Source organism: Cupriavidus oxalaticus (assembly GCF_038900635.1).
Lineage (GTDB): Bacteria > Pseudomonadota > Gammaproteobacteria > Burkholderiales > Burkholderiaceae > Cupriavidus > Cupriavidus oxalaticus_B.
In genome coordinates this window covers 21,861-46,052 of record NZ_JAYMRX010000026.1, presented here as the reverse complement: position 1 = coordinate 46,052, position 24,192 = coordinate 21,861, and the positions used below count along the sequence as shown (strand labels likewise).

Annotated in this window: 22 protein-coding genes and 1 tRNA gene; 17 read left to right on the top strand and 6 right to left on the bottom strand. The window is 65.5% G+C overall.

Annotated elements, in window-relative coordinates; translation table 11 throughout:
* Nucleotides 1-65: 65 nt before the first annotated feature.
* Together VSR71_RS29235 and ispB are read right to left on the bottom strand one after the other, a co-directional pair.
* Nucleotides 66-142 (bottom strand) — tRNA-Pro (locus tag VSR71_RS29235).
* Between the two features lie 90 nt (nucleotides 143-232).
* Nucleotides 233-1,162 (bottom strand): octaprenyl diphosphate synthase, encoded by a 930-nt coding sequence (gene ispB, locus VSR71_RS29230; RefSeq protein WP_342917144.1) that lies wholly within the window; start codon nucleotides 1,160-1,162, stop codon nucleotides 233-235.
* Here ispB and VSR71_RS29225 point away from each other — a divergent pair.
* From VSR71_RS29225 to proB, 5 genes are all read left to right on the top strand, one after another.
* Nucleotides 1,161-1,442, top strand: coding sequence for a hypothetical protein (locus VSR71_RS29225; RefSeq protein ID WP_342917143.1), 282 nt, complete (start codon nucleotides 1,161-1,163; stop codon nucleotides 1,440-1,442). The genes ispB and VSR71_RS29225 overlap by 2 nt on opposite strands.
* Nucleotides 1,443-1,637: 195 nt before the next feature.
* Entirely contained in the window at nucleotides 1,638-1,949 is a 312-nt protein-coding gene (rplU, locus tag VSR71_RS29220; RefSeq protein WP_006576525.1) for a 50S ribosomal protein L21, read from the top strand.
* A 39-nt stretch (nucleotides 1,950-1,988) separates the two neighbouring features.
* Nucleotides 1,989-2,249, top strand: coding sequence for a 50S ribosomal protein L27 (gene rpmA / locus VSR71_RS29215; RefSeq protein WP_010814747.1), 261 nt, complete (start codon nucleotides 1,989-1,991; stop codon nucleotides 2,247-2,249).
* 161 nt (nucleotides 2,250-2,410) lie between these two features.
* A complete protein-coding gene (gene obgE, locus VSR71_RS29210) occupies nucleotides 2,411-3,508 on the top strand; it encodes a GTPase ObgE (RefSeq protein WP_342917142.1) in 1,098 nt (365 codons plus the stop codon).
* Between the two features lie 45 nt (nucleotides 3,509-3,553).
* Nucleotides 3,554-4,672: a glutamate 5-kinase gene (proB, locus tag VSR71_RS29205; RefSeq protein WP_342917141.1), complete on the top strand. Its 1,119-nt coding sequence runs from the start codon at nucleotides 3,554-3,556 to the stop codon at nucleotides 4,670-4,672.
* Between the two features lie 112 nt (nucleotides 4,673-4,784).
* Here proB and VSR71_RS29200 read toward each other — a convergent pair whose 3' ends face one another.
* Complete coding sequence (locus VSR71_RS29200) at nucleotides 4,785-5,366, bottom strand: CNP1-like family protein (protein ID WP_342917140.1); 582 nt, start codon at nucleotides 5,364-5,366, stop codon at nucleotides 4,785-4,787.
* The gene (locus VSR71_RS29195) at nucleotides 5,359-6,021 is read right to left on the bottom strand and encodes an RNA pyrophosphohydrolase (RefSeq protein WP_342917139.1); all 663 of its coding nucleotides are present in this window, start codon (nucleotides 6,019-6,021) and stop codon (nucleotides 5,359-5,361) included. Before VSR71_RS29195 ends, VSR71_RS29200 begins: the two co-directional genes overlap by 8 nt.
* 182 nt (nucleotides 6,022-6,203) lie before the next feature.
* Here VSR71_RS29195 and VSR71_RS29190 point away from each other — a divergent pair, with 182 nt between their 5' ends.
* The 4 genes from VSR71_RS29190 (at nucleotide 6,204) to VSR71_RS29175 (ending at nucleotide 10,371) form a co-directional block, all read left to right on the top strand.
* The gene (locus VSR71_RS29190; RefSeq protein WP_342917138.1) at nucleotides 6,204-7,925 is read left to right on the top strand and encodes a proline--tRNA ligase; all 1,722 of its coding nucleotides are present in this window, start codon (nucleotides 6,204-6,206) and stop codon (nucleotides 7,923-7,925) included.
* Between the two features lie 5 nt (nucleotides 7,926-7,930).
* Nucleotides 7,931-8,671: a lytic transglycosylase domain-containing protein gene (locus tag VSR71_RS29185; RefSeq protein ID WP_342917137.1), complete on the top strand. Its 741-nt coding sequence runs from the start codon at nucleotides 7,931-7,933 to the stop codon at nucleotides 8,669-8,671.
* On the top strand, nucleotides 8,668-9,597 hold the full coding sequence (locus VSR71_RS29180) for a 2OG-Fe(II) oxygenase (protein WP_342917136.1): 930 nt from the start codon (nucleotides 8,668-8,670) through the stop codon (nucleotides 9,595-9,597). The genes VSR71_RS29185 and VSR71_RS29180 overlap by 4 nt, the downstream gene beginning before the upstream one ends.
* Nucleotides 9,598-9,753: 156 nt before the next feature.
* On the top strand, nucleotides 9,754-10,371 hold the full coding sequence (locus tag VSR71_RS29175; RefSeq protein ID WP_342917135.1) for a LysE family translocator: 618 nt from the start codon (nucleotides 9,754-9,756) through the stop codon (nucleotides 10,369-10,371).
* A gap of 69 nt (nucleotides 10,372-10,440) precedes the next feature.
* Here VSR71_RS29175 and VSR71_RS29170 read toward each other — a convergent pair whose 3' ends face one another.
* Together VSR71_RS29170 and ffh are read right to left on the bottom strand one after the other, a co-directional pair.
* Nucleotides 10,441-10,983 (bottom strand): hypoxanthine-guanine phosphoribosyltransferase, encoded by a 543-nt coding sequence (locus tag VSR71_RS29170; RefSeq protein ID WP_342917134.1) that lies wholly within the window; start codon nucleotides 10,981-10,983, stop codon nucleotides 10,441-10,443.
* Between the two features lie 52 nt (nucleotides 10,984-11,035).
* Nucleotides 11,036-12,430, bottom strand: coding sequence for a signal recognition particle protein (ffh, locus tag VSR71_RS29165; protein ID WP_342917133.1), 1,395 nt, complete (start codon nucleotides 12,428-12,430; stop codon nucleotides 11,036-11,038).
* A gap of 131 nt (nucleotides 12,431-12,561) precedes the next feature.
* Between ffh and VSR71_RS29160 the strand changes: the two genes are divergently transcribed.
* The 8 genes from VSR71_RS29160 to VSR71_RS29125 all read left to right on the top strand — a co-directional run bounded on the left by VSR71_RS29160 (nucleotide 12,562) and on the right by VSR71_RS29125 (nucleotide 24,127).
* Nucleotides 12,562-13,524: a cytochrome C assembly family protein gene (locus tag VSR71_RS29160; RefSeq protein WP_342917132.1), complete on the top strand. Its 963-nt coding sequence runs from the start codon at nucleotides 12,562-12,564 to the stop codon at nucleotides 13,522-13,524.
* Between the two features lie 6 nt (nucleotides 13,525-13,530).
* Nucleotides 13,531-13,830, top strand: coding sequence for a PP0621 family protein (locus VSR71_RS29155; RefSeq protein ID WP_342917131.1), 300 nt, complete (start codon nucleotides 13,531-13,533; stop codon nucleotides 13,828-13,830).
* A complete protein-coding gene (locus tag VSR71_RS29150) occupies nucleotides 13,827-15,950 on the top strand; it encodes a sensor histidine kinase (protein ID WP_342917130.1) in 2,124 nt (707 codons plus the stop codon). Before VSR71_RS29155 ends, VSR71_RS29150 begins: the two co-directional genes overlap by 4 nt.
* 29 nt (nucleotides 15,951-15,979) lie before the next feature.
* The gene (locus tag VSR71_RS29145) at nucleotides 15,980-17,614 is read left to right on the top strand and encodes a sigma-54 dependent transcriptional regulator (protein WP_342917129.1); all 1,635 of its coding nucleotides are present in this window, start codon (nucleotides 15,980-15,982) and stop codon (nucleotides 17,612-17,614) included.
* Nucleotides 17,611-18,207, top strand: a complete 597-nt coding sequence (gene ampD, locus VSR71_RS29140) for a 1,6-anhydro-N-acetylmuramyl-L-alanine amidase AmpD (protein ID WP_342917128.1) — start codon at nucleotides 17,611-17,613, stop codon at nucleotides 18,205-18,207. Before VSR71_RS29145 ends, ampD begins: the two co-directional genes overlap by 4 nt.
* A 509-nt stretch (nucleotides 18,208-18,716) precedes the next feature.
* A complete protein-coding gene (locus VSR71_RS29135) occupies nucleotides 18,717-21,656 on the top strand; it encodes a ribonucleoside-diphosphate reductase subunit alpha (protein WP_342917127.1) in 2,940 nt (979 codons plus the stop codon).
* A 148-nt stretch (nucleotides 21,657-21,804) separates the two neighbouring features.
* Nucleotides 21,805-22,992 carry a ribonucleotide-diphosphate reductase subunit beta gene (locus VSR71_RS29130; protein WP_029048109.1) on the top strand — a complete coding sequence of 396 codons (1,188 nt, stop codon included), beginning with the start codon at nucleotides 21,805-21,807 and terminating at the stop codon, nucleotides 22,990-22,992.
* A gap of 94 nt (nucleotides 22,993-23,086) precedes the next feature.
* Nucleotides 23,087-24,127 carry a hypothetical protein gene (locus tag VSR71_RS29125; RefSeq protein ID WP_342917176.1) on the top strand — a complete coding sequence of 347 codons (1,041 nt, stop codon included), beginning with the start codon at nucleotides 23,087-23,089 and terminating at the stop codon, nucleotides 24,125-24,127.
* The last annotated feature ends 65 nt before the right edge of the window (nucleotides 24,128-24,192 follow it).

Genomic DNA, 24,192 nt, shown 5'->3' with positions numbered 1-24,192 from the left:
GCCAGAAACGCAGGCCAGAAAGACAAAAAGCCGAATCAACTTTCGTCGATTCGGCTTTTTAAATCTGGTCGGGGTGAGAGGATTCGAACCTCCGGCCTCTACGTCCCGAACGTAGCGCTCTACCAGGCTAAGCTACACCCCGATTTGTTTTTCCTGCAGGCGCTGGGCGTCAGCAGCAAAGAAGGTAACTATAACAGCGATTTTGCTGAAATGGAAGAGGGCGCGGAGAATCCTACGACTGCCGCTGCAGCGAGAACGCGCACAGCTGGATCAGCGTTTCCTTCAGCGCGGAATCCGGGAACTGTTGCGCGGCCCGTTCGGCGGCTTCGGCTTCCTGGCGCGCGGCCTCGAAGGTGACCTCGAGCGCGCCGCTGGCGTGGATCGCCGCGAAGACCGCGTCGAAGTGCTTGGTGCCGCCCTGCACAATGGCGTCGCGCGCCAGCTGGCGCTGCTCCGCGGTGCCGTGCTCGAGCAGGTGCAGCAGCGGCAGCGTGGGTTTGCCTTCGCGCAGGTCGTCGCCGGCGTTCTTGCCCATCTGCTCCGCGCTGGCGGTGTAGTCCAGCATGTCGTCGATCAGCTGGAAGGCGGTGCCGATGCGGCGGCCGTATTCTGCGGCGGCTTCTTCCATCTGCGCGTCGGCACCGGCCAGCACGGCGCCCAGCTGGGCGGCGGCCTCGAACAGCTTGGCGGTCTTGTAGCGGATCACCTGCAGGTAGCGCTCGACGGTGACGTCCGGGTCGTGCATGTTCAGCAGCTGCAGCACCTCGCCCTCGGCGATCACGTTGGTCGCGTTGGACAGGATTTCCATGATGCGCATGCTGCCGGCGTCGACCATCATCTGGAACGCGCGCGAGTAGAGGAAGTCGCCGACCAGCACGCTGGCGGCATTGCCGAACACCGCGTTGGCGGTGTCGCGGCCGCGGCGCAGCTCGGATTCGTCGACGACATCGTCGTGCAGCAACGTGGCGGTGTGGATGAACTCGACGACCGCGGCCAGCTCGTGGTGGCGGTTGCCGTCATAGCCCAGCGCGCGCGCCGTCAGCAGCAGGATCACCGGGCGCAGGCGCTTGCCGCCGGCACTGATGATGTATTCACCGATCTGTTCGATCAGGGGGACTTCGGAAGACAGCCGCTGGCGGATGACAGCATCAACCGCGCGCATGTCTGCAGCGACCGGGGCAAGCAAGGCAGTGGCGGAAGGCTGGGACAAGATGATCACCGTTACGCAAAACCGCACGATTATATGCGATGCACGCGGCGTTCTACGCATGCCCGCATTCTTGTCTGGCGGCGCCTCAGGGTATGCGCGCAGCGGCGTGGACAAGCGGCGCAACTATAATGCGGACATGGACAAGCCCGTACCCCGCCGCCAGCTGCGCCGCACCGCGTGGTGGGTGGCGTTTGCCGCACTGGCGGGATTCCTTCTCGCCGATCTGACCTGAGCAGGGCCGCCGCCGATTGTGCCGGCCGCGCCGCTCACAGGCTATGTGCCTGTTTTCTTTGCAGTTTTCCCCGATCTCGTTTACAATTCCCGGTTTCCTCCGGTAGTCGCTCGCCTTGCGGGTCCTTGCCGGCGGGAGATAACCGGGCCGCATCGCGCGGTCTGGGCGTTTTATTCACATCCGAGAGGTTCGACAATGTACGCGGTCGTAAAAACCGGCGGCAAGCAATACAAGGTTGCTGCTGGCGAAAAACTGAAAGTAGAACAGATACCGGCAGACATTGGCGCAGAAATCACGCTCGACCAGGTGCTCGCAGTGGGCGCCGGCGACCAAATCAAGTTTGGTACGCCGCTGGTTAGCGGGGCTTCCGTCAAGGCTACCGTTATCTCCCAGGGTCGTCACGACAAGGTGAAGATCTTCAAGATGCGCCGTCGCAAGCACTACCAGAAGCGTCAGGGCCATCGTCAGAATTACACCGAACTGCGCATCGAAGCGATCGTTGCCTGATCGATCGAGCGTAATCCGGTAAAGCGACAGGAGTAAGACATGGCACAGAAAAAAGGCGGCGGTTCCACGCGGAACGGCCGTGATTCCGAATCGAAGCGTCTGGGCGTGAAGGTGTTTGGTGGCCAGGCCATCAACGCCGGCGGCATCATCATCCGCCAGCGCGGTACCCGCGTGCATGCCGGCGACAACGTCGGCGTGGGCAAGGACCACACGCTGTTCGCCCTGGTTGACGGCCACGTGCAGTTCGCCGTCAAGGGCCCTGCCAAGAAGCAGCAAGTCAGCGTCGTTCCGGCGGCCTGATAACAGCCTTTGCAGGATGAAAGGCCCCGCAACGCTTGCGGGGCTTTTTCTTTTCTGGCGACAATAACATTGGCCGGTTCGGATGATGTGGCGTATTGCCGCACGTTCGCACCGAGCCTGCCGGTCCCGCGGACCCGCCAATCCATCACGGAAAACCCATCATGAAGTTCATCGACGAAGCCCGAATCGAAGCCATCGCCGGCAACGGCGGCAATGGCAGCGCCTCGTTCCGGCGCGAGAAGTTTGTGCCCTTCGGCGGCCCGGATGGTGGCGACGGCGGCCGCGGCGGCAGCGTGTTCGCGCAGGCGGACCGCAATATCAATACCCTGATCGACTTCCGCTACGCCAAGAAGCACGTGGCCAGGAACGGCGAGAACGGCCGTGGTTCCGACTGCTACGGCGCGGCTGGCGACGACATCACGCTGCGCATGCCGGTCGGCACGCTGATCTCCGACATGGACACCGGCGAAGTCATCGCCGACCTGACCGAGCATGGCCAGCGCGTATGCCTGGCGGAAGGCGGCATGGGCGGGTGGGGCAACCTGCATTTCAAGTCCAGTACCAACCGCGCGCCGCGCCAGCAGGTGGACGGCAAGCCGGGCGAGCGCCGCATGCTCAAGCTCGAACTGAAGGTACTGGCCGATGTCGGCCTGCTGGGCATGCCCAATGCCGGCAAGTCGACTTTCATCTCGCATGTTTCCAACGCGCGACCCAAGGTGGCGGACTATCCGTTCACCACGCTGCATCCCAACCTGGGCGTGGTGCGCGTGGACCATGAGCAGTCATTCGTGGTCGCCGACATTCCGGGCCTGATCGAAGGCGCGGCCGAGGGCGCGGGCCTGGGCCACCAGTTCCTGCGCCACCTGCAGCGCACCGGCCTGCTGCTGCACATCGTCGACCTGGCGCCGTTCGATGAGGCGGTCGATCCCGTCGCCGAGGCCAAGGCCATCGTCAACGAGCTGAAGAAGTATGACGAGGACTTGCACGACAAGCCGCGCTGGCTGGTGCTGAACAAGCTCGACGTGGTCCCTGAGGACGAGCGCGCGGCGAAGGTGAAGGACTTCCTCAAGCGCTACAAGTGGAAGGGCCCGGTGTTCCAGATCTCGGCGCTGACCGGCGAAGGCTGCCGCGAGCTGATCTACGCGATCAAGGACCATCTGGCGGCGATCAAGGCCGAAGAGGCCGCGGCGCTGGCCGAACCGGACATCCGGCTCGACGATCGGCTGCATAACGTCGACCAGGGCGAGCGCGAGGCATAACAAAACCAACGGTTAGAAACGAGTTCCGGAGACAGGATTCCCGCCATGCAATCGGTCATCGCGCAGGCAAAGCGCATCGTCGTCAAAGTCGGCTCCAGCCTGGTCACTAACGATGGCAAGGGGCTGGACCACGACGCCATCGCCCGCTGGGCATCGCAGATCGCCAAACTGCGCGTGGCGGGCAAGGAAGTGGTGCTGGTCAGCTCCGGCGCCATCGCCGAAGGCATGCAGCGCCTGGGCTGGGTGCGCCGGCCGAAGGAAATCCACGAGCTGCAGGCCGCCGCCGCCGTCGGCCAGATGGGCCTGGCGCAGGTCTATGAAAGCCAGTTCACCCGCTACGGCATCCGCACCGCGCAGGTGCTGCTGACCCACGCCGACCTGGCCGACCGCGAGCGCTACCTGAACGCGCGCTCCACGCTGCTGACGCTGCTTTCGCTGGGCGTGGTGCCGATCATCAACGAGAACGACACCGTGGTCACCGACGAAATCAAGTTCGGCGACAACGACACGCTCGGCGCCCTGGTCACCAACCTGATCGAAGGCGACGCGCTGGTGATCCTGACCGACCAGCGCGGCCTGTACACCGCCGATCCCCGCAAGGACCCCGCGGCGCAGTTCGTCGACGAGGCCTTGGCCGGCACGCCCGAGCTGGAAGCGATGGCTGGCGGCGCCGGCACGTCGATCGGGCGCGGCGGCATGCTGACCAAGATCCTGGCGGCCAAGCGTGCCGCCAAGTCCGGCGCGCACACCACCATCGCCTCCGGGCGCGAGGCCAACGTGCTTGAGCGGCTGGCCGCGGGCGAGGCCATCGGCACCCAGTTGCTGGCCCCGACCGGGCGGCTCACCGCGCGCAAGCAATGGATGGCTGACCACCTGCAGCTGCGCGGGCGAGTGGTGATCGACAACGGCGCGGTCGAGAAGCTGACCGGCGGCGGCAAGTCGCTGCTGCCGATTGGCGTGGTGGAAGTGCAGGGCGAATTCGCCCGCGGCGAGGTGATCGCCTGCGTCGATACGCAGGGCAAGGAAGTGGCGCGCGGCATCACCAACTATTCCAGCGCCGAGGCGAGGCTGATCGCGCGCAAGCCTTCGTCGGAAATCGAATCGGTGCTGGGCCACCTGAACGAGCCCGAGCTGATCCACCGCGACAACCTCGTGTTGGTCTGAGCGGCGCCAGAGCGCCACTGCGTGGTCCAACAAGAAACGGCGGAACTGCCAGGCAGTCCCGCCGTTTTTTTTATCCCGATGCCGCCTGGCTTAGCGGCGGCTTAGCGGCGGCTTAGCGGCGGCTGGGCGCGCGCGATTGCAGTTCGCGCACCATGTCCTCCGGCTTGCCGGCCACCGTGCGGCCTTCGCAGAAGAACTCGATGGCCAGCGTGGCAGCATAGGCGTTGCGCACGCCGGTTTCCATGCGGTGCCAGGCCTCGCCGTAGTCGCTGGTGTTGGGCACCCATTCGGTGGCGCCCTTGGGCAGCGTGGCGTAGAGCTTGCGCTCGAACGCGTCGCAGCGCATGCCCTCGAAGGTCACGTTGCGGGCGCCGCTCTGGCTGGTGGTGACCACGGTGTAGCGCACCACGTTGTCCTTGCCTACCGAGACCGACTTGCTGTCCACCGCAAACGACAGCGTTCCGGTGCCGGAAACCGAGAACGGCACCAGGTTGGAATCCTGCGGCAGCGCCGGCAGCATTGCCTTGGCTTCCTCGAAGGTCTTGGGCGCGAAGGGGCTGAGCCAGGTACTTTCTTCTTCCGCCATCTCCTTGCCGGTGGTCTTGCAGCCCGCCAGCGCCAGCGTGGCGGCGGCAAGCAGCAGGCCGGCAGCGCTCAGGCCGCCGCGGCGGCCCGGGCCGGTGCAACTAGTCATCAGTACTCCGTGAGTTGGTAACCGGCGCCGCCGGCGAAACAGTTTCTTGCGCAGCCGCGCCGCCACCATCGACAGCGGCGGGCCTTGACGGCTGGCCGGCGACCACGGGCGGGATACCGCGCTGCCCGCCGCCATGACGGCCGTGCGCATGCGTGCCATAGGGGCTCAGCGGCACGCGCGGATGCCGGTTGAGGAAGCGCGACAGTTCCGTCAGCGCCATCTGGTAGACATCGCGCTTGAATTCGATCACCGCATCCAGCGGCACCCAGTAGTGGCTCCAGCGCCAGGCATCGAACTCCGGATGGTCGGTGGCACGCAGGTGGATATCGCAGTCCCTGCCGGCCATGCGCAGCAGGAACCAGATTTGTTTCTGGCCCTTGTAATGGCCGCGGATTTCGCGGCGGATGAACTTGTCCGGCACCTCGTAACGCAGCCAGTCGCGCGTGCGACCAACGATCCTGACGTGCTCCGGGAGCAAGCCGGTTTCCTCATGCAGTTCGCGGTACATGGCCTGTTCCGGCGTCTCGCCGTACTTGATGCCGCCCTGCGGAAACTGCCAGGAGTGTTCGCCGATGCGCTTGCCCCAGAAAACCTCGTTGCGTGCGTTGAGGAGGATGATGCCGACGTTCGGGCGAAAGCCTTCACGATCGAGCATGACTGCACCTCGAATCCTTTAGAATTACGCTGATTATAAAGGAAGCGCGCAGCCGGGCTCTGGCGGGGGGATGCTGGTTTTCCCCGAGCAGAAGGGCAGTTTCAGGCGCGTGCGCGACAAATCAGTGCCGCCGCTCCCGGAATTGGCCGGGCAGGCGTTGCGGCCTCGAGAGAAAGCTACGGATGAAAGCCTCGCAATTCTTCATTTCCACCCTCAAGGAAGCGCCCGCCGACGCGGAAATCGTGTCGCACAAACTGATGATGCGCGCCGGCATGATCAAGAAGCTGGGCGCCGGCATCTACTCCTACATGCCCATCGGGCTGCGCGTGATCCGCAAGGTGGAGAACATCGTGCGCGAGGAAATGAACCGCGCCGGCGCGGTGGAAATGTCCATGCCGGTGATCCAGCCGGCCGAGCTGTGGCAGGAGACCGGCCGCTGGGACAAGATGGGACCCGAACTGCTGCGCCTGAAGGACCGCCATGAGCGCGACTTCGCCGTGCAGCCCACCTCGGAAGAGGTGGTGACCGACATCGCCCGCAGCGAGATCCGCAGCTACAAGCAGCTGCCGCTCAATTTCTACCAGATCCAGACCAAGTTCCGGGACGAGCGCCGGCCGCGCTTCGGCATCATGCGCGGCCGCGAGTTCACCATGAAGGACGCTTATTCCTTCGACCGCGACACCGATGGCCTGCGCAAGTCGTACGAGAACATGTACGACGCCTATGTGCGCATCTTCCGCCGCTTCGGGCTGGAATTCCGCGCGGTGGCCGCCGACAACGGTGCCATCGGGGGTTCGGGCTCGCATGAATTCCACGTGATCGCCGATACCGGCGAGGACGCCATCGTCTACTGCCCGACCTCTGCCTACGCCGCTAACATGGAGGCCGCCGAGGCGCTGCCGCTGCTGGCAGAGCGCGCGGCGCCGCAGGCAGACCTGGTGAAGACCTTCACCCCGGAGAAGGTCAAGTGCGAGCAGGTGGCCGAATTCCTGAACATCCCGCTGGAAACCAACGTCAAGTCGATCGTGCTGGCCACGGACAGCGAAGCCGGCGCCCAGATCTGGCTGCTGCTGATCCGTGCCGACCATGAACTGAACGAGGTCAAGGCCTCCAAGGTGCCGGGGCTGGCCGACTTCCGCTTTGCCACCGAGAACGAGATCGTCGACGCCTTCGGCTCGCCCCCGGGCTACCTGGGCCCGATCGACATGAAGAAGCCGGTCAAGGTGGTCGCCGACCGCACCGTCGCCAACATGAGCGACTTTGTCTGCGGCGCCAACTACCGCGACTACCACTACACCGGCGTCAACTGGGGCCGCGACCTGCCCGAGCCGATCGTGGCCGACCTGCGCAACGTGGTGGCGGGCGATGCCTCGCCGGACGGCCAGGGCGCGCTGGAAATCTGCCGCGGCATCGAGGTCGGCCACGTGTTCATGCTGGGCACGCGTTACTCGGAATCGATGAGCGCCACCTTCCTGGACGAGAACGGCAAGACCCAGCCGATGCAGATGGGCTGCTACGGCATCGGCGTCACCCGTATCCTGGGCGCCGCGATCGAGCAGAACTTCGACGAGCGCGGCATCATCTGGCCGGCTGCGATCGCGCCGTTCGAGGTGGTGATCTGCCCGGTGGGCTACGACCGCTCCGAGGCCGTCAAGGCCGAGGCCGACCGCATCCATGCCGAGCTGCTGGCTGCCGGCATCGATGTCATCATCGACGACCGCGGCGAGCGCCCGGGCGTGATGTTCGCCGACTGGGAACTGATCGGCGTGCCGCACCGCGTGGTGGTGGGCGACCGCGGCCTGAAGGAAGGCAAGGTCGAGTACCAGGGCCGGCGTGACGCGCAGGCCACCGCGGTCAGCGTGGCCGACGTGGTCAGCCACGTGCGCAACCAGCTGGCGAACTGAGCCCGATGCGCGCCGCACGCGCAATGCCCGCCGCCCGCCGCCTTGCCGGCGGGCTGCTGCTGGCGCTGGCCGCGGCGGCCGCGCATGCCGGCGCGCAGAAGGAAGAAGACCTGGCAGATTCCGTGCGCGGTGCGCTGGCCGCCGCGATTGCCGATGACCGGCCCACGCGGCCGGTCTTTGCTTCCGGCGGCGAGCGCCTGGCCTACCTGAAGTGGCTGGGCGAAATGTCTTCCCGGCTGGCCACGCGCATCCCCGAGCCGCAGGTGCGCGTGGAGCTGATCGAGGTCGCCTACTACGAGGCCAAGCGCGCCGGGCTGGAACCTTCGCTGGTGCTGGGCCTGGTCCAGGTCGAGAGCAATTTCCGCAAGTACGCGATCAGTTCGGCCGGCGCGCGCGGGCTGATGCAGGTGATGCCGTTCTGGGTCCGCGCCATCGGCGACAACGATCCGCGCAAGCTGTTCCACCTGCAGAGCAACTTGCGCTACGGCTGCACCATCCTGCGCTACTACCTCGACCGCGAGCAGGGCGATTTGTACCTGGCGCTGGGCCGCTACAACGGCAGCCGCGGTCGCCCCGAATATCCCAACGCGGTACTGGCGGCGTGGAAGCGCTGGCAGTATTCCGAAGCCTCGGTCACCGTCGCCGGCGATCCGGACAATACGCAGGCACGCGCCCCGCGCACGCAGCCGTCCGACCCGCCGGAACGCAACCCTTTCTCGCCGCGCCGCGTCGCCAACCCGTCATGATCCGCGAAGCATCCGTTGCCGGCGGCAAGGCCGGCTATACCGAATCCTCGCCCGAGCTGGAGCAATGGCTGGCCCGGCATATCGCGCAGGGCTTTGGCGCCGATGCGCTGGTGCTGTCGATGCTGCGTTCGGGCTATGACGACAGCTTTGCGCGCCGGGCCGTGGCGGCGGCGTTCGGTGCGGACGCCGCGCTCGCCGGCGCGGACAAGCTGGCGCCGGCGCGCGCCGTGGCCCCGCATGCCAAGGCCGTGGCAGGCGCCGAGTCCGGACCCTCGGCACGTCCGGCGTCCTATGTGGCCGACGGCGGCGATCGCCAGGTGCCGATCCTGTTCCGGCTCGCCTCGCCGCAGATCCGGCTATACCAGCAGCTGTTGAGCGCCGAAGAATGCGACGCGCTGGTGGCGCTGTCGCGCGGCCGGCTGGCACGCTCGCCGGTGGTCAACCCCGACACCGGCGACGAGAACCTGATCGACGCCCGCACCAGCATGGGCGCCATGTTCCAGGTGGGGGAGCATGCGCTGATCGAACGCATCGAGGCGCGTATCGCCGCGGTCACCGGCGTGCCGGCCGAACATGGCGAAGGCTTGCAGATCCTCAACTACAAGCCCGGCGGCGAATACCAGCCGCATTTCGATTTCTTCAATCCGCAACGGCCGGGCGAGGCACGCCAGCTGACCGTAGGCGGCCAGCGCATCGCCACGCTGGTGATCTACCTGAACACGCCCGAGTCTGGCGGCGCCACCGCGTTCCCGCGCCTGGGGCTGGAAGTGGCACCGGTAAGGGGCAACGCGGTCTACTTCAGCTACCTGCTGCCCGACGGCATGCTGGACGAGCGCACGCTGCATGCCGGCCTGCCGGTCGCCGAGGGCGAGAAGTGGATTGCGACCAAGTGGCTGCGCGAGCGGCCGTATCGCAGCGAGGCCTGACGGCGCCGTCGGGCTTTTCCAGGAAAGCCATGAGCGGCCAGCAGTTTGAAGGTCTGGTCCGGCCGATCCTGTATCGGCAATTTGCTGAAAAAGTGTACCGGTACTGTACTGTCAACTGGCCGTAGACTGACTTCCTGAACGCCCCTGGAGTCAGTCATGGAAGTATCCCAACTCGCCGCCGGCACCGGTGTCTTTGCCGCTTTTGCCGGCTTTGCGCTAGTATCGTCGATCACCCCCGGTCCGAATAACACGATGCTGCTGGCTTCCGGCGTGAACTTCGGGTTCTTGCGCACGGTGCCGCACCTGCTCGGCGTCAGCATTGGCTTTGCGCTGATGGTGGGGATGGTCGGGCTGGGGCTGGGATCGCTGTTCCACGCCTTCCCGTGGACCTGGCAGTTGCTACGCGTGGTGGCGACGGTCTACCTGGTCTGGCTGGCGTGGAAGCTCGCCACGGCCGGAGGTGTGCAGGACCAGCAGGTGGCGCGGCCGATGGGCTTCTGGGCCGCGGCGGCGTTCCAGTGGGTCAATCCCAAGGCTTGGGTGATGGCCGTGGGCGCGTGTAGCACCTATGTGTTGCACGGCAACCTGTGGCTCAACGTGCTAATGCTGGCCGGAATATTCGGGATGGTGAACCTGCCCAGCGTGGCGATGTGGGCGTTGTGCGGCTCGGCGCTGCGGCGCTGGCTGGCGCGGCCGAAGGTGCTGCGGGCGTTCAATGTCGGGATGGCGCTGTTGCTGCTGGCGTCGCTGTGGCCGATTTTGGCCTCGCATTAAAGCTGACCAGCGAAGTGGCTCCCCTCTCCCGCCTGCGGGAGAGGGGAGCAAACCGTCAGTGCAGCAAGATCAAATCAGCGCCCGGATCGCGCCCAGGTTCCGCCAATACCCCTTGGCATCCATCCCGCACCCGAACACATAGCGATCCGGCACCGCAAAGCCGCAGAAGTCCGGGTGCATCGGCTTGAGCTTGGTCAGCGTCTTCTCGCACAGCACCGCGGCGTGGAATTCCTTGGCGCCCATCTCCATGATGCGTTGGCGGATCGCGGCCATGGTTTCGCCTTCATCCAGGATGTCGTCCAACACCAGCACCACGCGGTCCTTGACCGATTCGCGCGGGGCCACGCGCCACTGCATCTCGCCGCCAACGGTCTTGTTGTTGTAGCGCGAGAGGTGGATGTAGTCGAACTCCAGCGGGAACGCCAGCTTGGGCAGCAGCATGCCGGTGAACACCACCGCGCCGCCCATCACGGACAGCACCAGCGGGAAGGCATCGCCCATCTTGGCGGTGATCTCGGCGGCCATGCGGTCCAGCGACTCTTGGACTTCCTCGGCCGAGACGATTTCTTCGGAGTTGGCCCACAGTTCGCGGGCCTGTACGGCGCTCATCATGATGTCTTTCCTGTTCTTTTGCGGGGGAGGCGGATCGCGGTGCAGCCCGGGCTCAACGATTGAAGAGGCCCTTCATGCCGCCCTTCATCGCGCCCATCTGGCGCATCATCTTCATCATGCCGCCGCCCTTGAGCTTTTTCATCATGGATTGCATCTGGTCGAACTGGTTCAGCAGGCGGTTGACTTCCTGAACCGGCACGCCGGCGCCCGCGGCAATGCGGCGCTTGCGGCTGGCCTTGATCAGGTCGGGCTTGGCGCGCTCGGCCGGCGTCATGCTGTTGATGATGCCTTCCATGCGGGCCACCTGCTTCTCGGCCTGGTCCATGTTGGCGCCCTGCGCCTGCTGGGCGAACTGCGCCGGCAGCTTGTCGACCAGGCTGGCCATGCCGCCCATCTTCTTCATCTGGCCGATCTGCGCCTTGAAGTCTTCCAGGTCGAAATCGCCGGTCTTCTTGATCTTCTTGGCCAGCTTCTCGGCCGCGTCCATGTCGACGCCGCGCTGGGCTTCCTCGACCAGCGCCATGATGTCGCCCATGCCCAGGATGCGCTGGGCCATGCGGTCGGGGTAGAACGGCTCGAGCCCGTCCAGCTTTTCGCCGACGCCAACGAACTTGATCGGCCGGCCGGTGATATGGCGCACCGACAGCGCGGCGCCGCCGCGCGCGTCGCCATCAAGCTTGGTCAGCACCACGCCGGTCAGCGGCAGGGTGTCGTTGAAGGCCTTGGCGGTGTTGACCGCGTCCTGGCCGAGCATGGCGTCGACCACGAACAGGGTCTCGGCGGGCTTCAGTTCGGCGTGCAGGGCGGCGATTTCCTGCATCATCAACTCGTCGATACCGAGGCGGCCGGCCGTATCGACGATCAGCACGTCGTGGTAGTGCTTGCGCGCCCAGTCCACCGCCGCGCGGGCGATCTCGACCGGCTTCTGGTCCGGCTGCGACGGGAAGAAGTCAGCGCCGACCTGCTCGGAAACGGTCTTCAGCTGGGCGATAGCGGCGGGGCGATAGACGTCGCAAGAGACCGTCAGCACCTTCTTCTTCTTGTTTTCCTTGAGCCACTTCGACAGCTTGCCGACGGTTGTGGTCTTGCCGGCACCCTGCAGGCCGGCCATCAGGATGATGGCGGGCGGCTGCACGTTCAGGTTCAGCTCGGCTTCCTTATTGTTGCCGCCGGCGGCCTCGGCGCCGCCGATGACTGAAGTCAGCTCGCGCTGCACCACGCCGACCAGCGCCTGGCCCGGCGTGAGGCTGGTGATCACATCCTCGCCCAAGGCCTTTTCCTTGACGCGGGCGATGAATTCGCGCACGACCGGCAGCGCCACGTCGGCTTCGAGCATGGCAAGGCGCACTTCGCGCAGCATCTCGGCGGTGTTGGCCTCGGTCAGGCGCGCCTCGCCGCGCATGGTCTTGACCACACGCGCCAGGCGTTGAGTGAGATTGTCCAGCATGGCAGGAATCGGGGGAGAAATCGGAGCAGGGGCTCGGTCTGAAATCGGGGGCAGTCCCGCGCCTGTTGCAGGGCCGGAGCACCGGTTCAACCGGCCGCCACCGTCCGTGGGCACTAAGGTAAACTGCGCAAATGGTCATTGTACTGTATGCCCTGACGGCACTTCTCTATTGCGGCCTGGCCTGGCACGGCTGGGCCACGCGCCATGCCGGCGTTGCCTCTACCGCCGCCAAGGCCGGACAAGCCGGCGGCGCGGCCTCGGCCGTGCTGGTCGCCGGCGGCCCGGGCGGCGCCCTGCCACCGGCGGGCGGCGCGCACGGCGAGGGCCGGCCGGCCTGGTGGCACGTGCTGATGCTGGCGGCGCTGGCCAGCCACGGCATGCTGCTGCACGAAACCATCTTCCCGGCCGAGCGCATGGTGTTCGGCTTTGCCTTCGCGCTGTCGGCGATGCTGTGGCTGGGCGTGGGCATCTACTGGATCGAGAGCTTCTTCTTCTCGCTGGCCGGGCTGGGGCTGATCGTGATTCCGGTGGCGCTCGTCGCCAGCCTGATGCCGCTGGCCTTTCCCGGCGCGCAGATCCTGGGCTACGCGGCGCAGCCGCTGTTCAAGCTGCACTTCATCATCGCTAACGTGGCGTACGGGCTGTTCACGCTGGCGGCGTTCCATGCCTTCCTGATGCTGCTGGCCGAGCGCCGGCTGCACGGATTCCGCCACGCGCCGGCGCGCCCGGCCGATGGCAAAGCCACGCAGCCCAGCCAGTGGCTGGGCCGCTGGCTGGACCTGCTGCCACCGCTGCTGACGCTGGAAAAGCTGCTGTTCCGCCTGATCGGCGCCGGCTTCGTGCTGCTGACGCTGACGATCGGCTCGGGCCTGCTGTTCTCCGAAGAACTGTTCGGCCGCGCCTTCCGGATGGACCACAAGACCGTGTTCGCGCTGATCTCGTGGGCCATGTTCGGCGGCATCCTGGCCGGGCGTATCTTCCGCGGCTGGCGCGGCAAGGTGGCGCTGCGCTGGGTCATCGCCTCGTTCGGCATCCTGCTGCTGGCCTATGTGGGCAGCCGCTTTGTGATTGAAGTGGTCCTGCACCGTATCTGAGGCACCATGGCACGTATCCTGATCCTGCTGGCCGTGGTGCTGTGTGTTTTCTGGTGGCTGCGCGCCCGCGCCGAAGCGCGGCTGGCGAAGCAACGGGCGCAGCAGCAGCAAGCGCGCGAGAGCGCCGCCCGGGCCAGTGCCAACGCTGGCCAGGCCGAATCCGCCGAACCGATGGTCCAGTGCGCCCAGTGCGGCGTGCACCTGCCGCAAGGCGAGGCCATCGCCTGGCGCGGCCTGCATTACTGCCGCCGCAGCCATCTGCCTGACGAGGCCAGCCACACCGACGGCGGCGGTGCCCGCCCATGACCCAGCCGGCGCCGTCAGGCTGGCAGCGGCTGAACGCCTGGCGCGGCCTGGCCCAGCTGTGGCGGCAGGCTGAACCGCCCGAATTCCACTGGCGCCTGCTGCGCTATTTCTGCTGGACCCGCGTGGCCGTGGGCCTGCTGCTGCTCGGTTACGCACTGATGCGGCGCGGCGAGCCCACCCCGGCGCCATTGGCGCCATCGCTGCTGCCGGATTTGCCCTTCGGGCTGGCCGGCGCCGAGCACGCGGCGGCCATGACGGTCGCCGTGCCTTACCTTGGCATTGCGCTGGCGATGCTCGCCGGCACGCTCTGGCGCCGCCATTTCCACCTGCGCGTGCGCGTGCAGGTGATGGCCGACCTGGCGCTGCTGGCGCTGGTGTTCCACGCCATCGGCCACCCGGCCAGCCAGGGCCAGGCCGACGGCCTCGCCATGATCTTCCTGCTGCCCGCTCTCCAAGCCGGCGCGCTCACCAGCCTGCCGTTCGCGCTGTTTGCCGCGTCGATCTCCGCGCTGGTGGTGATGGGCGGCCCCTTCATGCACACCATCCTGCTGCGCCAGGCCGATGCCGGGCTGCTCGGCTCGGGCCTGTTCGGCCTGGTGTTCATGATCGCGGCGCTGCTGATGTATATGCTGGCCAACCGCCAGATCGCGCAGGAGCGGCTGGCGCTGGCGCGCGAGCAGGAGCTGCGCATGCAGCAGCTGGTCAACCGGCTGATGGTCAACGACATGCAGGACGGCGTGATGCTGGTGCGCGCCAACGGCGCGGTGGTGGCGGCCAACCCGGCGGCGGTGGTGCTGCTGGGCGTGCAGGCGCATGAGCGGATCTATTCGCGCCGGCTGGCTGCGCCGGCGGGGCAGGGCAGCGATGGCGACACCGTGCTGTTCGACCTGCGCCGCATCCCGCGCCTGCAGCCGCTGATGGAAATGCTGCGCGACTGGCTGCGCAGCAAGGACGACGTGCCGCGCATCCTGCAACTGCTGCCAATGGCCACCGGCACCGCGCTGGCCGACGGCACCATGCAGCACACACGGCTGCGGCTGCGCTTCGTGCTGCCGGGGCTGGCGGGTTTGCGCTCGACGCTGGCGCAGGGGCGCACGGTGCCGTCGCAGCTCGATACCGCAGCCTGGAACGAACTCTCACCCGAGGCCGCCGCCCGCCTGCGCCTGGCCATCGCGCAGAACGAGGCCATGGCCTGGTCGCAGGAAGACGAAGCGCTGCTGCGCAGCGAGATGCGCGACACCGTGCTGGTCCATATCGAAAGCTGGGAGCGTATCGCCGAACAGGTGCAGCAGGAAAAGCTGGCCGCGATGGGCCGCCTGGTGGCCAGCATCGCGCACCAGATCCGCAACCCGCTGGCGGCCATCAGCCAGGCCAGCGAACTGCTGGCCGACTCCGCGCGGCAGGAGCCTGCAGGGACCGATCGTTCAGATGGTACCGCCGGCGCCGATGTCGATATCGACGCGCGCCTGCTGCGCATCATCAATGACAACGTGCGCCGGCTCGACCAGGTGGTGTCCGACGTGCTGCAGATGTCGCGCCGCCCGCGCACCGGCCGCAGCACCGTGCACCTGGCGCAGGCGCTGCCCGAGATCGTCGAGCGCTGGCGCCTGGAAATGCGTTCGCGCCGCCCGCAAGCCGGCGAGACCCGCCCGGCCGGCCGAGCCGACGTCAACGCCAATGCCATCCGCCTGACCGTGGACGTGTCCCAGCCGGTGGTGTTCGACGCCGCGCAGCTGCAACAGGTGCTGGGCAACCTGCTCGACAACGCCTGGCGCTACTGCAGCCGGCTGCCGGGCTCGATCCGGCTGCTGGCGCACGCGCTGGACCAGCACCATGCCGAGCTAATCGTCTGGAACGACGGCGCCGAGGTCTCGCGCGAGCACCAGCGCAGCCTGTTCGAACCGTTCTTCACCAGCAACGCCCAGGGCACCGGCCTGGGCTTGTTCATGGCGCGCGAGCTGTGCGGCGCCAACGACGCGCAGGTGCGCTACGGCGCGGTCTCGGTGCCGGCGCTGATCGAACGCACCGGCGTGCTGGCCGCGGCCGCGCGCGATACACTGCCGGCCAAAGCCTTCGTGCTGACGCTGCGCATCGAGACCGCCGATGCGGCCGTCGCATGAACGGCGTCCGCCCATCCACACCCACCGCCATGCCACCCCGAACGCCCGATCCCATTCTCGTCATCGACGACGAGGCCGACCTGCGCGAGCTGCTCGACATCTCCATCCGGCGCATGGGCCATGACGTGGTGCTGGCGGGCTCGCTGGCCGAGGCGCGGCAGAAGCTGGCGCAGGGCCGCTACAGCCTGGTGCTGACCGACATGCGGCTGGGCGACGGCCTGGGCATCGAGATCGTGCGGCAGCTGTCGGCCGCGCCCGAGCGCATCCCGGTGGCGGTGATCACCGCCTACGGCAGCGCCGACAACGCCGTCGAGGCGCTCAAGGCCGGCGCCTTCGACTACATCGCCAAGCCGGTCTCGCTGGAGCAGTTGCGCAGCCTGGTGCTGAACGCGCTCGGCCGCCAGCAGCGCGACAGCACCGAAGCCGATGCCGGCGGCAGCGCCGGCGCGGACGCCGCCGCCGATCGCGCCGCGGCGTTGTTGCCCGGCCATTCCGCCGCCATGCAGGAAGTGCGCCGCTCGCTGTCGCGGCTGGCGCGCAGCATGGCCCCGGTGGTCATCAGCGGCGAATCCGGCAGCGGCAAGGAGCGCGCCGCGCGCGCCATCCACGCGATCAGCGCCCGCGCGTCGCACCCGTTTATTGCGGTCAACTGCGGCGCCATTCCCGAGACGCTGATGGAGTCGGAATTCTTCGGCTACGTCAAGGGGGCTTTCACCGGCGCCGACGGCGAGCGCGGCGGCTTCTTCCACGCCGCCAACGGCGGCACGCTGCTGCTCGACGAGGTGGCCGACCTGCCGCTGGCCATGCAGGTCAAGCTGCTGCGCGCGCTGCAGGAGCGCCGGGTGCGCAAGATCGGCGCCAGCCGCGAGGATGCCGTGGACGTGCGCGTGATGTGCGCCAGCCACAAGGACCTGGCCGCGATGGTCGCCGCCGGCCAGTTCCGCCAGGACCTGTACTACCGCCTGAACGTGCTGGCGCTGCGCATGCCCACGCTGCGCGAGCGCGGCGAAGACATCCCGGTGCTGGCGCGCGCCATCCTGGACCACCTGGCGGTGCGCTATGGCGACCCGCATCCCAAGCGCCTGGCACCGGCCGCGCTGGAACAGCTGGCCGCCTACCGCTTCCCCGGCAACGTCCGCGAACTGGAGAACCTGCTCGAGCGCGCCTACGCCTTTGCCGAGAGCGAGCAGATCGAAGTGGCCGACCTCGGTCCGCTGGATGCCGGCGCCCCCGGCGCCGGGCTGATGGCGCCCGCGCCCGCGATGGCGTCACCGGTCCCCGCGACGCAGTACGCCCCTTGGGGCGCGCCGGGCATGTGGGCGCCGATGCCGCCCACGGCGACAGCCGTTCCCGCAACCGTGGCCGCAACTGTGACCGAGCCCGCTGCCGCGCCACAGGTCGCCGCAACGCCCGCCGCCCAGCCCGAACCCGCCGGCGACGCCACCGAGCGCGCCTGCCGCGGCATCGTCTTCCCGATCGACCTGCCGGCCCGGCTCGAAGCCGTGGAGCGCGAGCTGATCCTGCAGGCGCTGGCGCAGACCAACTTCAACCGCACCGCCGCCGCGCCGCTGCTGGGCCTGAACCTGCGCCAGCTGCGCTACCGCATCCAGCAGCTGGGCATCCGCGAGGGCATGGACGCCGCCGACGGCGAAGGCACGCCATGAACTCGCCCGCGCACAACTACCTGCCCGATGCCGACGGCTGGGTGCCCGCCGCGCGCCGCGTACCGTCGCCCAACTTTGACGAACGCCCGGCCGGCATGCCGGTGGACCTGGTGGTGCTGCACAACATCAGCCTGCCGCCCGGCCAGTTCGGCAGCGGCGACATCGAGGCCTTCTTCCAGAACCGGCTCGATCCCGACAGGCACCCGTTCTTTGCCACCATCCACCAGGTCCAGGTGTCCGCGCACTTCCTGGTGACCCGCGAGGGTGAGCTGGTGCAGTTCGTCCCGTGCACGCAGCGGGCCTGGCATGCCGGACAGTCCGACTTCTTCGGCCGCGCGCGCTGCAACGATTTTTCCATCGGCATCGAGATCGAGGGTTGCGACGACCTGCCATTCACCCTGGCCCAGTACGACACCGTGGCCGCGCTGGTGCCCGCCTTGATGGTCGCCTACCCGGTGCGCGCGATTGCCGGCCACAGCGACATCGCACCGGGCCGCAAGACCGATCCCGGACCCCACTTCGACTGGGACCATTTCGCCCGTCTGGCAGGCGTTCCGCGAAACCTGTTACCCTACCGCCCCCCGCACAACTAAGGTGCCGGCGGGGTCTGCCCCAGCATCATGTCTGTGCCATGTCACATGGCAATTCCCCACGCTGGAGTGGGGCTATCGGACGGGCCGCACGAATAAAAAAATTTAAAGAAAAATGTGCGCTTGCGAACGACTTGGCGCGATCCCTTGTCGTAGCGCGGTTCCCGGGAATGTGGCGCTGCCGCACGTGTCATCCGGGTGTCGCAACCACGCTTGTCAAGACTGGTCTTTCCGATTTCTTTCACTATACTTGGGCCAGATTTCCGCAGTGACCACTATATGTAGTGGTTCAACCGGGGAGCTGACCTAGCAACGAGGGGCGCTGTCGCAGACGTGGCGATAGTGGTTGAAACCCTGATGTGGGGTCGGCGCATCACAAGAGTCCCTGGCGAAATGTTCAGCAAAAGGCAGTCAGTCCAGCCGCCCACTGTGCGCGGCCGGAAGCTTTCGCAGCCGCATTTCGCCAGGGACTCTTTTGTCTCTTAAAACAGGCTAAAAACAGGAGTTCCTATATGCAAACGGCCCAGAACGAAATCACCACGGGCGCGACGGGCGCCGCCGGTATTGCAGGTACCGCGCAACAGGCCCCCGCAGCCCAAGCCGGCACGACGAACTACCAGGATTACAAGATCATCCGCCGTAACGGCGCCGTGGTGGCGTTCGAGCCGTCCAAGATCAACGTCGCCATGACCAAGGCCTTCCTCGCCGTGAACGGCGGGCAGGGCGCCGCTTCCGCGCGCGTGCGCGAGATCGTCGAGCAACTGACGCAGAACGTCGTGCGCGCGCTGGTGCGCAGCCGCCCGAGCGGTGGCGCCATCCACATCGAAGACGTGCAGGACCACGTCGAACTGGCGCTGATGCGCTCGGGCGAGCATGAAGTGGCCCGCGCCTACGTTCTGTACCGCGAAAAGCGCAAGGCCGAGCGCGCCAGCGCCAGCGCCGAGGCCGTGGCCCGCGTGCAGGAAGCCGGCATCAACATCAACGTGACCGACGCCGGCGTGACCAAGCCGCTGGACATCGTCGCCCTGCACGAACTGCTCGACAACGCCTGCGCCGGCCTGGGCAAGACCGTCAGCGCCGAGCCGATCCTCAAGGAAACGCTGAAGAACCTGTACGAAGGCGTGCCGATGACGCAGGTGTACGACTCCGCCATCCTGGCCGCGCGTACCCTGATCGAAAAGGACCCGGACTACAGCCAGGTTACCGCCCGTATCCTGCTGCACACCATCCGCAAGGAAATCCTCGGTGCCGAAGTGACGCAGGCCGAAATGACCACGCGTTACGCCGAGTACTTCCCGAAGTTCATCGCGCGCGGTATCGCCGCCGAGCTGCTGGACGAAAAGCTGGCCACGTACGACCTGGCCCGCCTGGGCGCCGCGCTGGACGCCGGCCGCGACTTCCAGTTCAACTACCTGGGCCTGCAGACGCTGTATGACCGCTACTTCCTGCACATCGACGAGACTCGCATCGAGATGCCGCAGGCATTCTTCATGCGCGTCGCCATGGGCCTGGCCCTCAACGAAGCCGACCGCGAAGCGCGCGCCATCGAGTTCTACCAGCTGCTGTCGTCGTTCGACTTCATGTCGTCCACGCCGACCCTGTTCAACTCGGGCACCCAGCGCTCGCAGCTGTCGTCGTGCTACCTGACCACCGTCTCGGACGACCTGGAAGGCATCTACGAAGCGCTCAAGGAAAACGCGCTGCTGTCCAAGTTCGCCGGCGGCCTGGGCAATGACTGGACCAACGTGCGCGCGCTCGGCTCGCACATCAAGGGCACCAACGGCAAGTCGCAGGGCGTGGTGCCGTTCCTGAAGGTGGTGAACGACACCGCCGTGGCCGTGAACCAGGGTGGCAAGCGCAAGGGCGCTGTCTGCGCCTACCTGGAAACGTGGCACCTGGACATCGAAGAATTCCTGGAGCTGCGCAAGAACACCGGCGACGACCGCCGCCGCACCCACGACATGAACACGGCCAACTGGATTCCGGACCTGTTCATGAAGCGCGTGATGGAAAACGGCGAATGGACGCTGTTCTCGCCGTCCACCTGCCCGGACCTGCACGACAAGGTCGGCAAGGCGTTCGAGCAGGCCTACCTCGGCTATGAAGCCAAGGCCGCCAATGGCGAACTGAAGCTGTTCAAGAAGGTCCCGGCCATGCAGCTCTGGCGCAAGATGCTGGGCATGCTGTTCGAAACCGGCCACCCGTGGATCACCTTCAAGGATCCGTGCAACATCCGCAGCCCGCAGCAGCACGTCGGCGTCGTCCACAGCTCCAACCTGTGCACGGAAATCACGCTGAACACCAATGACAGCGAAATCGCCGTGTGCAACCTGGGCTCGGTCAACCTGGTCGCCCACCTGGCCAAGCAGGCCGATGGCTCGTACGTGCTCGACCACGCCAAGCTGCAGAAGACCATCCGCACCGCCATGCGGATGCTCGACAACGTCATCGACATCAACTACTACGCTGTCGAAAAGGCCCGCAACTCCAACCTGCGCCACCGTCCGGTCGGCATGGGCATCATGGGCTTCCAGGACTGCCTGCACGTGCTGCGCACGCCGTACGCCAGCGACGCCGCGGTGAAGTTCGCCGACAGCTCGATGGAAGCCGTGTGCTACTACGCCTACCAGGCCTCCACCGAACTGGCCGAAGAGCGTGGCCGCTACGAGACCTACACCGGCTCGCTGTGGGACCGCGGCATCCTGCCGCAGGACTCGCTCAAGCTGCTGGCCGAAGAGCGCGGCGGCTACCTGGAAGTGGACCTGTCGAGCAGCATGGACTGGGACAGCCTGCGCGCCCGCATCAAGCAGCACGGCATGCGCAACTCGAACTGCATCGCGATCGCTCCGACCGCGACCATTTCGAACATCATCGGCGTGTCCGCCTGCATCGAGCCGACCTTCCAGAACCTGTACGTCAAGTCCAACCTGTCGGGCGAGTTCACCGTGGTCAATGACTACCTGGTGCGCGACCTGAAGGAACGCGGCCTGTGGGACGAAGTGATGGTCGCCGACCTGAAGTACTTCGACGGCTCGCTGTCGCGCATCGACCGCATTCCGCAAGACCTGCGCGACATCTACGCCACCGCGTTCGAAGTCGAGCCGACCTGGCTGGTCGAAGCCGCCAGCCGCCGCCAGAAGTGGATCGACCAGGCCCAGTCCCTGAACATCTACATGGCCGGCGCCTCGGGCAAGAAGCTGGACGACACCTACAAGCTGGCCTGGCTGCGCGGCCTGAAGACCACGTACTACCTGCGCACGATGGCTGCCACGCACGTGGAGAAGTCCACCGTGTCGCGCGGCTCGCTGAACGCAGTGTCGTCGGGTAGCGACAGCAGCTCCGCCATGGACGCCGCAGCAGCCGCAGCACCGGCCATGCCGGAAGCGGAAGGCGCGGTCTGCACGATGCGCCCGGGCGACCCTGGCTTCGAAGAGTGCGAAGCCTGCCAATAAGGCAAAAAAGACTAGAGAGCAAAAACCACCCCCGCCCCTCTCCCGCTCGCGGGAGAGGGGCGGGGGTGAGGGCCGGCGCATCAACGAAGTGAAGCGTCAAACCTGACCAACCACCGCGCCCCCCAAACCGAATCACGGAGAACAAATCATGCTGAGCTGGGACGACGACGTTCAAGCCACCCCGCAGGCTGCACCGCAGCCTGCCCTGCAACCCGCTGCATCGGCTGCCACCGCTGACCAGCAAGGCGTCCTGCCGCCGAGCGCCACGCAAGCCGGCATCCTGGGCAACAACCCCAACGCCGCCGCCGCGCAAAGCAACCGCCGCGTCAATGCCGCCGACAAGCGCGTCATCAACGGCTCGACCGACGTCAACCAGCTCGTCCCGTTCAAGTACAAGTGGGCGTGGGAAAAGTACCTGGCCGGCTGCGCCAACCACTGGATGCCGCAGGAAATCAACATGTCCCGCGACATCGCGACGTGGAAAGACCCCAACGGCCTGACCGAAGACGAGCGCCGCATCATCAAGCGCAACCTCGGCTTCTTCGTCACCGCCGACTCGCTGGCCGCCAACAACATCGTGCTGGGCACCTACCGCCAGATCACCGCGCCGGAATGCCGCCAGTACCTGCTGCGCCAGGCCTTTGAAGAGGCCATCCACACGCACGCCTACCAGTACATCGTTGAATCGCTGGGCCTGAACGAAGCCGAGATCTTCAACGCGTACCACGAAGTGCAGTCGATCCGCGACAAGGACGAGTTCCTGATCCCGTTCATCGACACGCTGACCGACCCGTCGTTCAAGACCGGCACGCCGGAAAACGACCAGAAGCTGCTGAAGTCGCTGATCGTGTTCGCCTGCATCATGGAAGGGCTGTTCTTCTATGTGGGCTTCACGCAGATCCTGGCGATGGGGCGGCAGAACAAGATGACTGGTGCGGCGGAGCAGTATCAGTACATCCTGCGGGATGAGTCGCTGCACTGCAATTTTGGGATTGATTTGATTAACCAGATCAAGCTGGAGAATCCGCATCTTTGGACGGCGGAATTCAAGGCTGAGATTACTGAGTTGTTCAAGAAGGCTGTTGATCTTGAGTACCGGTACGCTGAGGACACGATGCCGCGTGGCGTGCTGGGGCTGAATGCGCCGATGTTTAAGTCGTATCTGCGGTTTATCTGCAACCGTCGTTGCCAGCAGATTGGTCTTGATCAGCTGTTCCCGAACGAGGAGAACCCGTTCCCGTGGATGAGCGAGATGATCGATCTGAAGAAGGAGAGGAACTTCTTTGAGACTCGGGTTATTGAGTATCAGACGGGTGGGGCGTTGTCTTGGGATTGAGGATTCGTTCTTCTTCAACCCTCTCGCCGGTGATGTAATGAGGAATAGGAGCCAGAAGGCTCCTATTTTTTTGCTCGAAATATAATAATTGAATATGCCAGAATCAAAGTTGGCCTCATATGTCCGGGTTTTAGAGTTTAAGCGTGTGGGGAGGGATGGGGAGGAGCATTATGAAACCATTGATCCGCTGATTGAGGGATTTTGGCACAAGGCTCCAAGTGCGCTGAATCAACGCGAGTACAAGCATAATGGTTGTACCATTCGTGTTGATATTAACTGGCAACGTTTGGCAAATCGAATCCGTCGTGACAATGAACTCTTACGTCCTGTTAGAACGGGGGCACGCTCCGACAACGACTGGTTCCGGAAAATCTCCCGACCTTTGAAGCTTCAAGCTGAAGTAACGGTCAGCGGTACAAACGATACCGCATCCTATCAGTGGTACCCAGCCTTCTTCGTCGAAATGTTTGTTCACGAAGTATTCCTCATCGCCAATCTCGCAGTACCGGGCTCGGCGAACTTCTACACACTATCGATCGCGGGCGCAGAGGAGCGCCATCCAACAGAGATGGGGCTTTCAGCCTTCGTGTTCGAGAATGGTTGGGTCGATTCGCTAAATGGGGAGTGGCCAAGGTTTCAGACGATCCCACGGGAGGAGGTATGCGAGTGGTTTAGGGCGCTGGAAATCGGCTATAAGCAGCGCGCCGATACGGGAATCGAAAAGGCATTGTATGTGCTATTGCATATCGCCAAAGACAATACTCGAATCGACTCCATAACTTGGATCTTTCATGGGCTCGAAGCTCTAGTGTCGACTAGAGTTGGGGAGAGCGTGTCTGGTCTGGTGCGGCGTCTGGGCGAGATTCTGGAGATGGACGCGACGATGCAGAAGAATTTGAACAAGCGATTGCGTCAGCTTTACGATCTGCGTAGCTCGTTTGTGCATGGCGGCTACGCTGTGCCACATCCGATTGCCAGTGAAGTAATCGATCGGAGTTTAGATGGCCACATGCGTAATCTTTACGAACTTAATCAATTCGGTGCTGCTTTGCTTATTGCAACGCTGCAAGCTTTGATCAAGAAGCGGATCGTCAAGCTAGAGTTTCATGAGCAGATCATGGCAACGACAATATAGGTTCAGTGCAGGAGCATGGGCTTTGTATCAATGTCAAATGTGTGCAAATGGCTAGCATTGCAGCA

Excerpts from the sequence above, each read along its gene's own strand:
- ampD (WP_342917128.1), top strand. The coding sequence starts at position 17,611 with ATGAACTCGCCCGCGCACAACTACCTGCCCGATGCCGACGGCTGGGTG.
- VSR71_RS29190 (WP_342917138.1), top strand. The coding sequence starts at position 6,204 with ATGAAAGCCTCGCAATTCTTCATTTCCACCCTCAAGGAAGCGCCCGCC.
- obgE (WP_342917142.1), top strand. The coding sequence starts at position 2,411 with ATGAAGTTCATCGACGAAGCCCGAATCGAAGCCATCGCCGGCAACGGC.
- VSR71_RS29160 (WP_342917132.1), top strand. The coding sequence starts at position 12,562 with ATGGTCATTGTACTGTATGCCCTGACGGCACTTCTCTATTGCGGCCTG.
- VSR71_RS29155 (WP_342917131.1), top strand. The coding sequence starts at position 13,531 with ATGGCACGTATCCTGATCCTGCTGGCCGTGGTGCTGTGTGTTTTCTGG.
- VSR71_RS29200 (WP_342917140.1), bottom strand. The coding sequence starts at position 5,366 with ATGACTAGTTGCACCGGCCCGGGCCGCCGCGGCGGCCTGAGCGCTGCC.
- VSR71_RS29185 (WP_342917137.1), top strand. The coding sequence starts at position 7,931 with ATGCGCGCCGCACGCGCAATGCCCGCCGCCCGCCGCCTTGCCGGCGGG.
- rpmA (WP_010814747.1), top strand. The coding sequence starts at position 1,989 with ATGGCACAGAAAAAAGGCGGCGGTTCCACGCGGAACGGCCGTGATTCC.
- VSR71_RS29175 (WP_342917135.1), top strand. The coding sequence starts at position 9,754 with ATGGAAGTATCCCAACTCGCCGCCGGCACCGGTGTCTTTGCCGCTTTT.
- VSR71_RS29170 (WP_342917134.1), bottom strand. The coding sequence starts at position 10,983 with ATGATGAGCGCCGTACAGGCCCGCGAACTGTGGGCCAACTCCGAAGAA.
- VSR71_RS29180 (WP_342917136.1), top strand. The coding sequence starts at position 8,668 with ATGATCCGCGAAGCATCCGTTGCCGGCGGCAAGGCCGGCTATACCGAA.
- VSR71_RS29195 (WP_342917139.1), bottom strand. The coding sequence starts at position 6,021 with ATGCTCGATCGTGAAGGCTTTCGCCCGAACGTCGGCATCATCCTCCTC.
- VSR71_RS29135 (WP_342917127.1), top strand. The coding sequence starts at position 18,717 with ATGCAAACGGCCCAGAACGAAATCACCACGGGCGCGACGGGCGCCGCC.
- VSR71_RS29150 (WP_342917130.1), top strand. The coding sequence starts at position 13,827 with ATGACCCAGCCGGCGCCGTCAGGCTGGCAGCGGCTGAACGCCTGGCGC.
- VSR71_RS29125 (WP_342917176.1), top strand. The coding sequence starts at position 23,087 with ATGCCAGAATCAAAGTTGGCCTCATATGTCCGGGTTTTAGAGTTTAAG.
- VSR71_RS29130 (WP_029048109.1), top strand. The coding sequence starts at position 21,805 with ATGCTGAGCTGGGACGACGACGTTCAAGCCACCCCGCAGGCTGCACCG.
- VSR71_RS29145 (WP_342917129.1), top strand. The coding sequence starts at position 15,980 with ATGCCACCCCGAACGCCCGATCCCATTCTCGTCATCGACGACGAGGCC.
- ffh (WP_342917133.1), bottom strand. The coding sequence starts at position 12,430 with ATGCTGGACAATCTCACTCAACGCCTGGCGCGTGTGGTCAAGACCATG.
- ispB (WP_342917144.1), bottom strand. The coding sequence starts at position 1,162 with ATGCGCGCGGTTGATGCTGTCATCCGCCAGCGGCTGTCTTCCGAAGTC.
- rplU (WP_006576525.1), top strand. The coding sequence starts at position 1,638 with ATGTACGCGGTCGTAAAAACCGGCGGCAAGCAATACAAGGTTGCTGCT.
- proB (WP_342917141.1), top strand. The coding sequence starts at position 3,554 with ATGCAATCGGTCATCGCGCAGGCAAAGCGCATCGTCGTCAAAGTCGGC.
- VSR71_RS29225 (WP_342917143.1), top strand. The coding sequence starts at position 1,161 with ATGTCTGCAGCGACCGGGGCAAGCAAGGCAGTGGCGGAAGGCTGGGAC.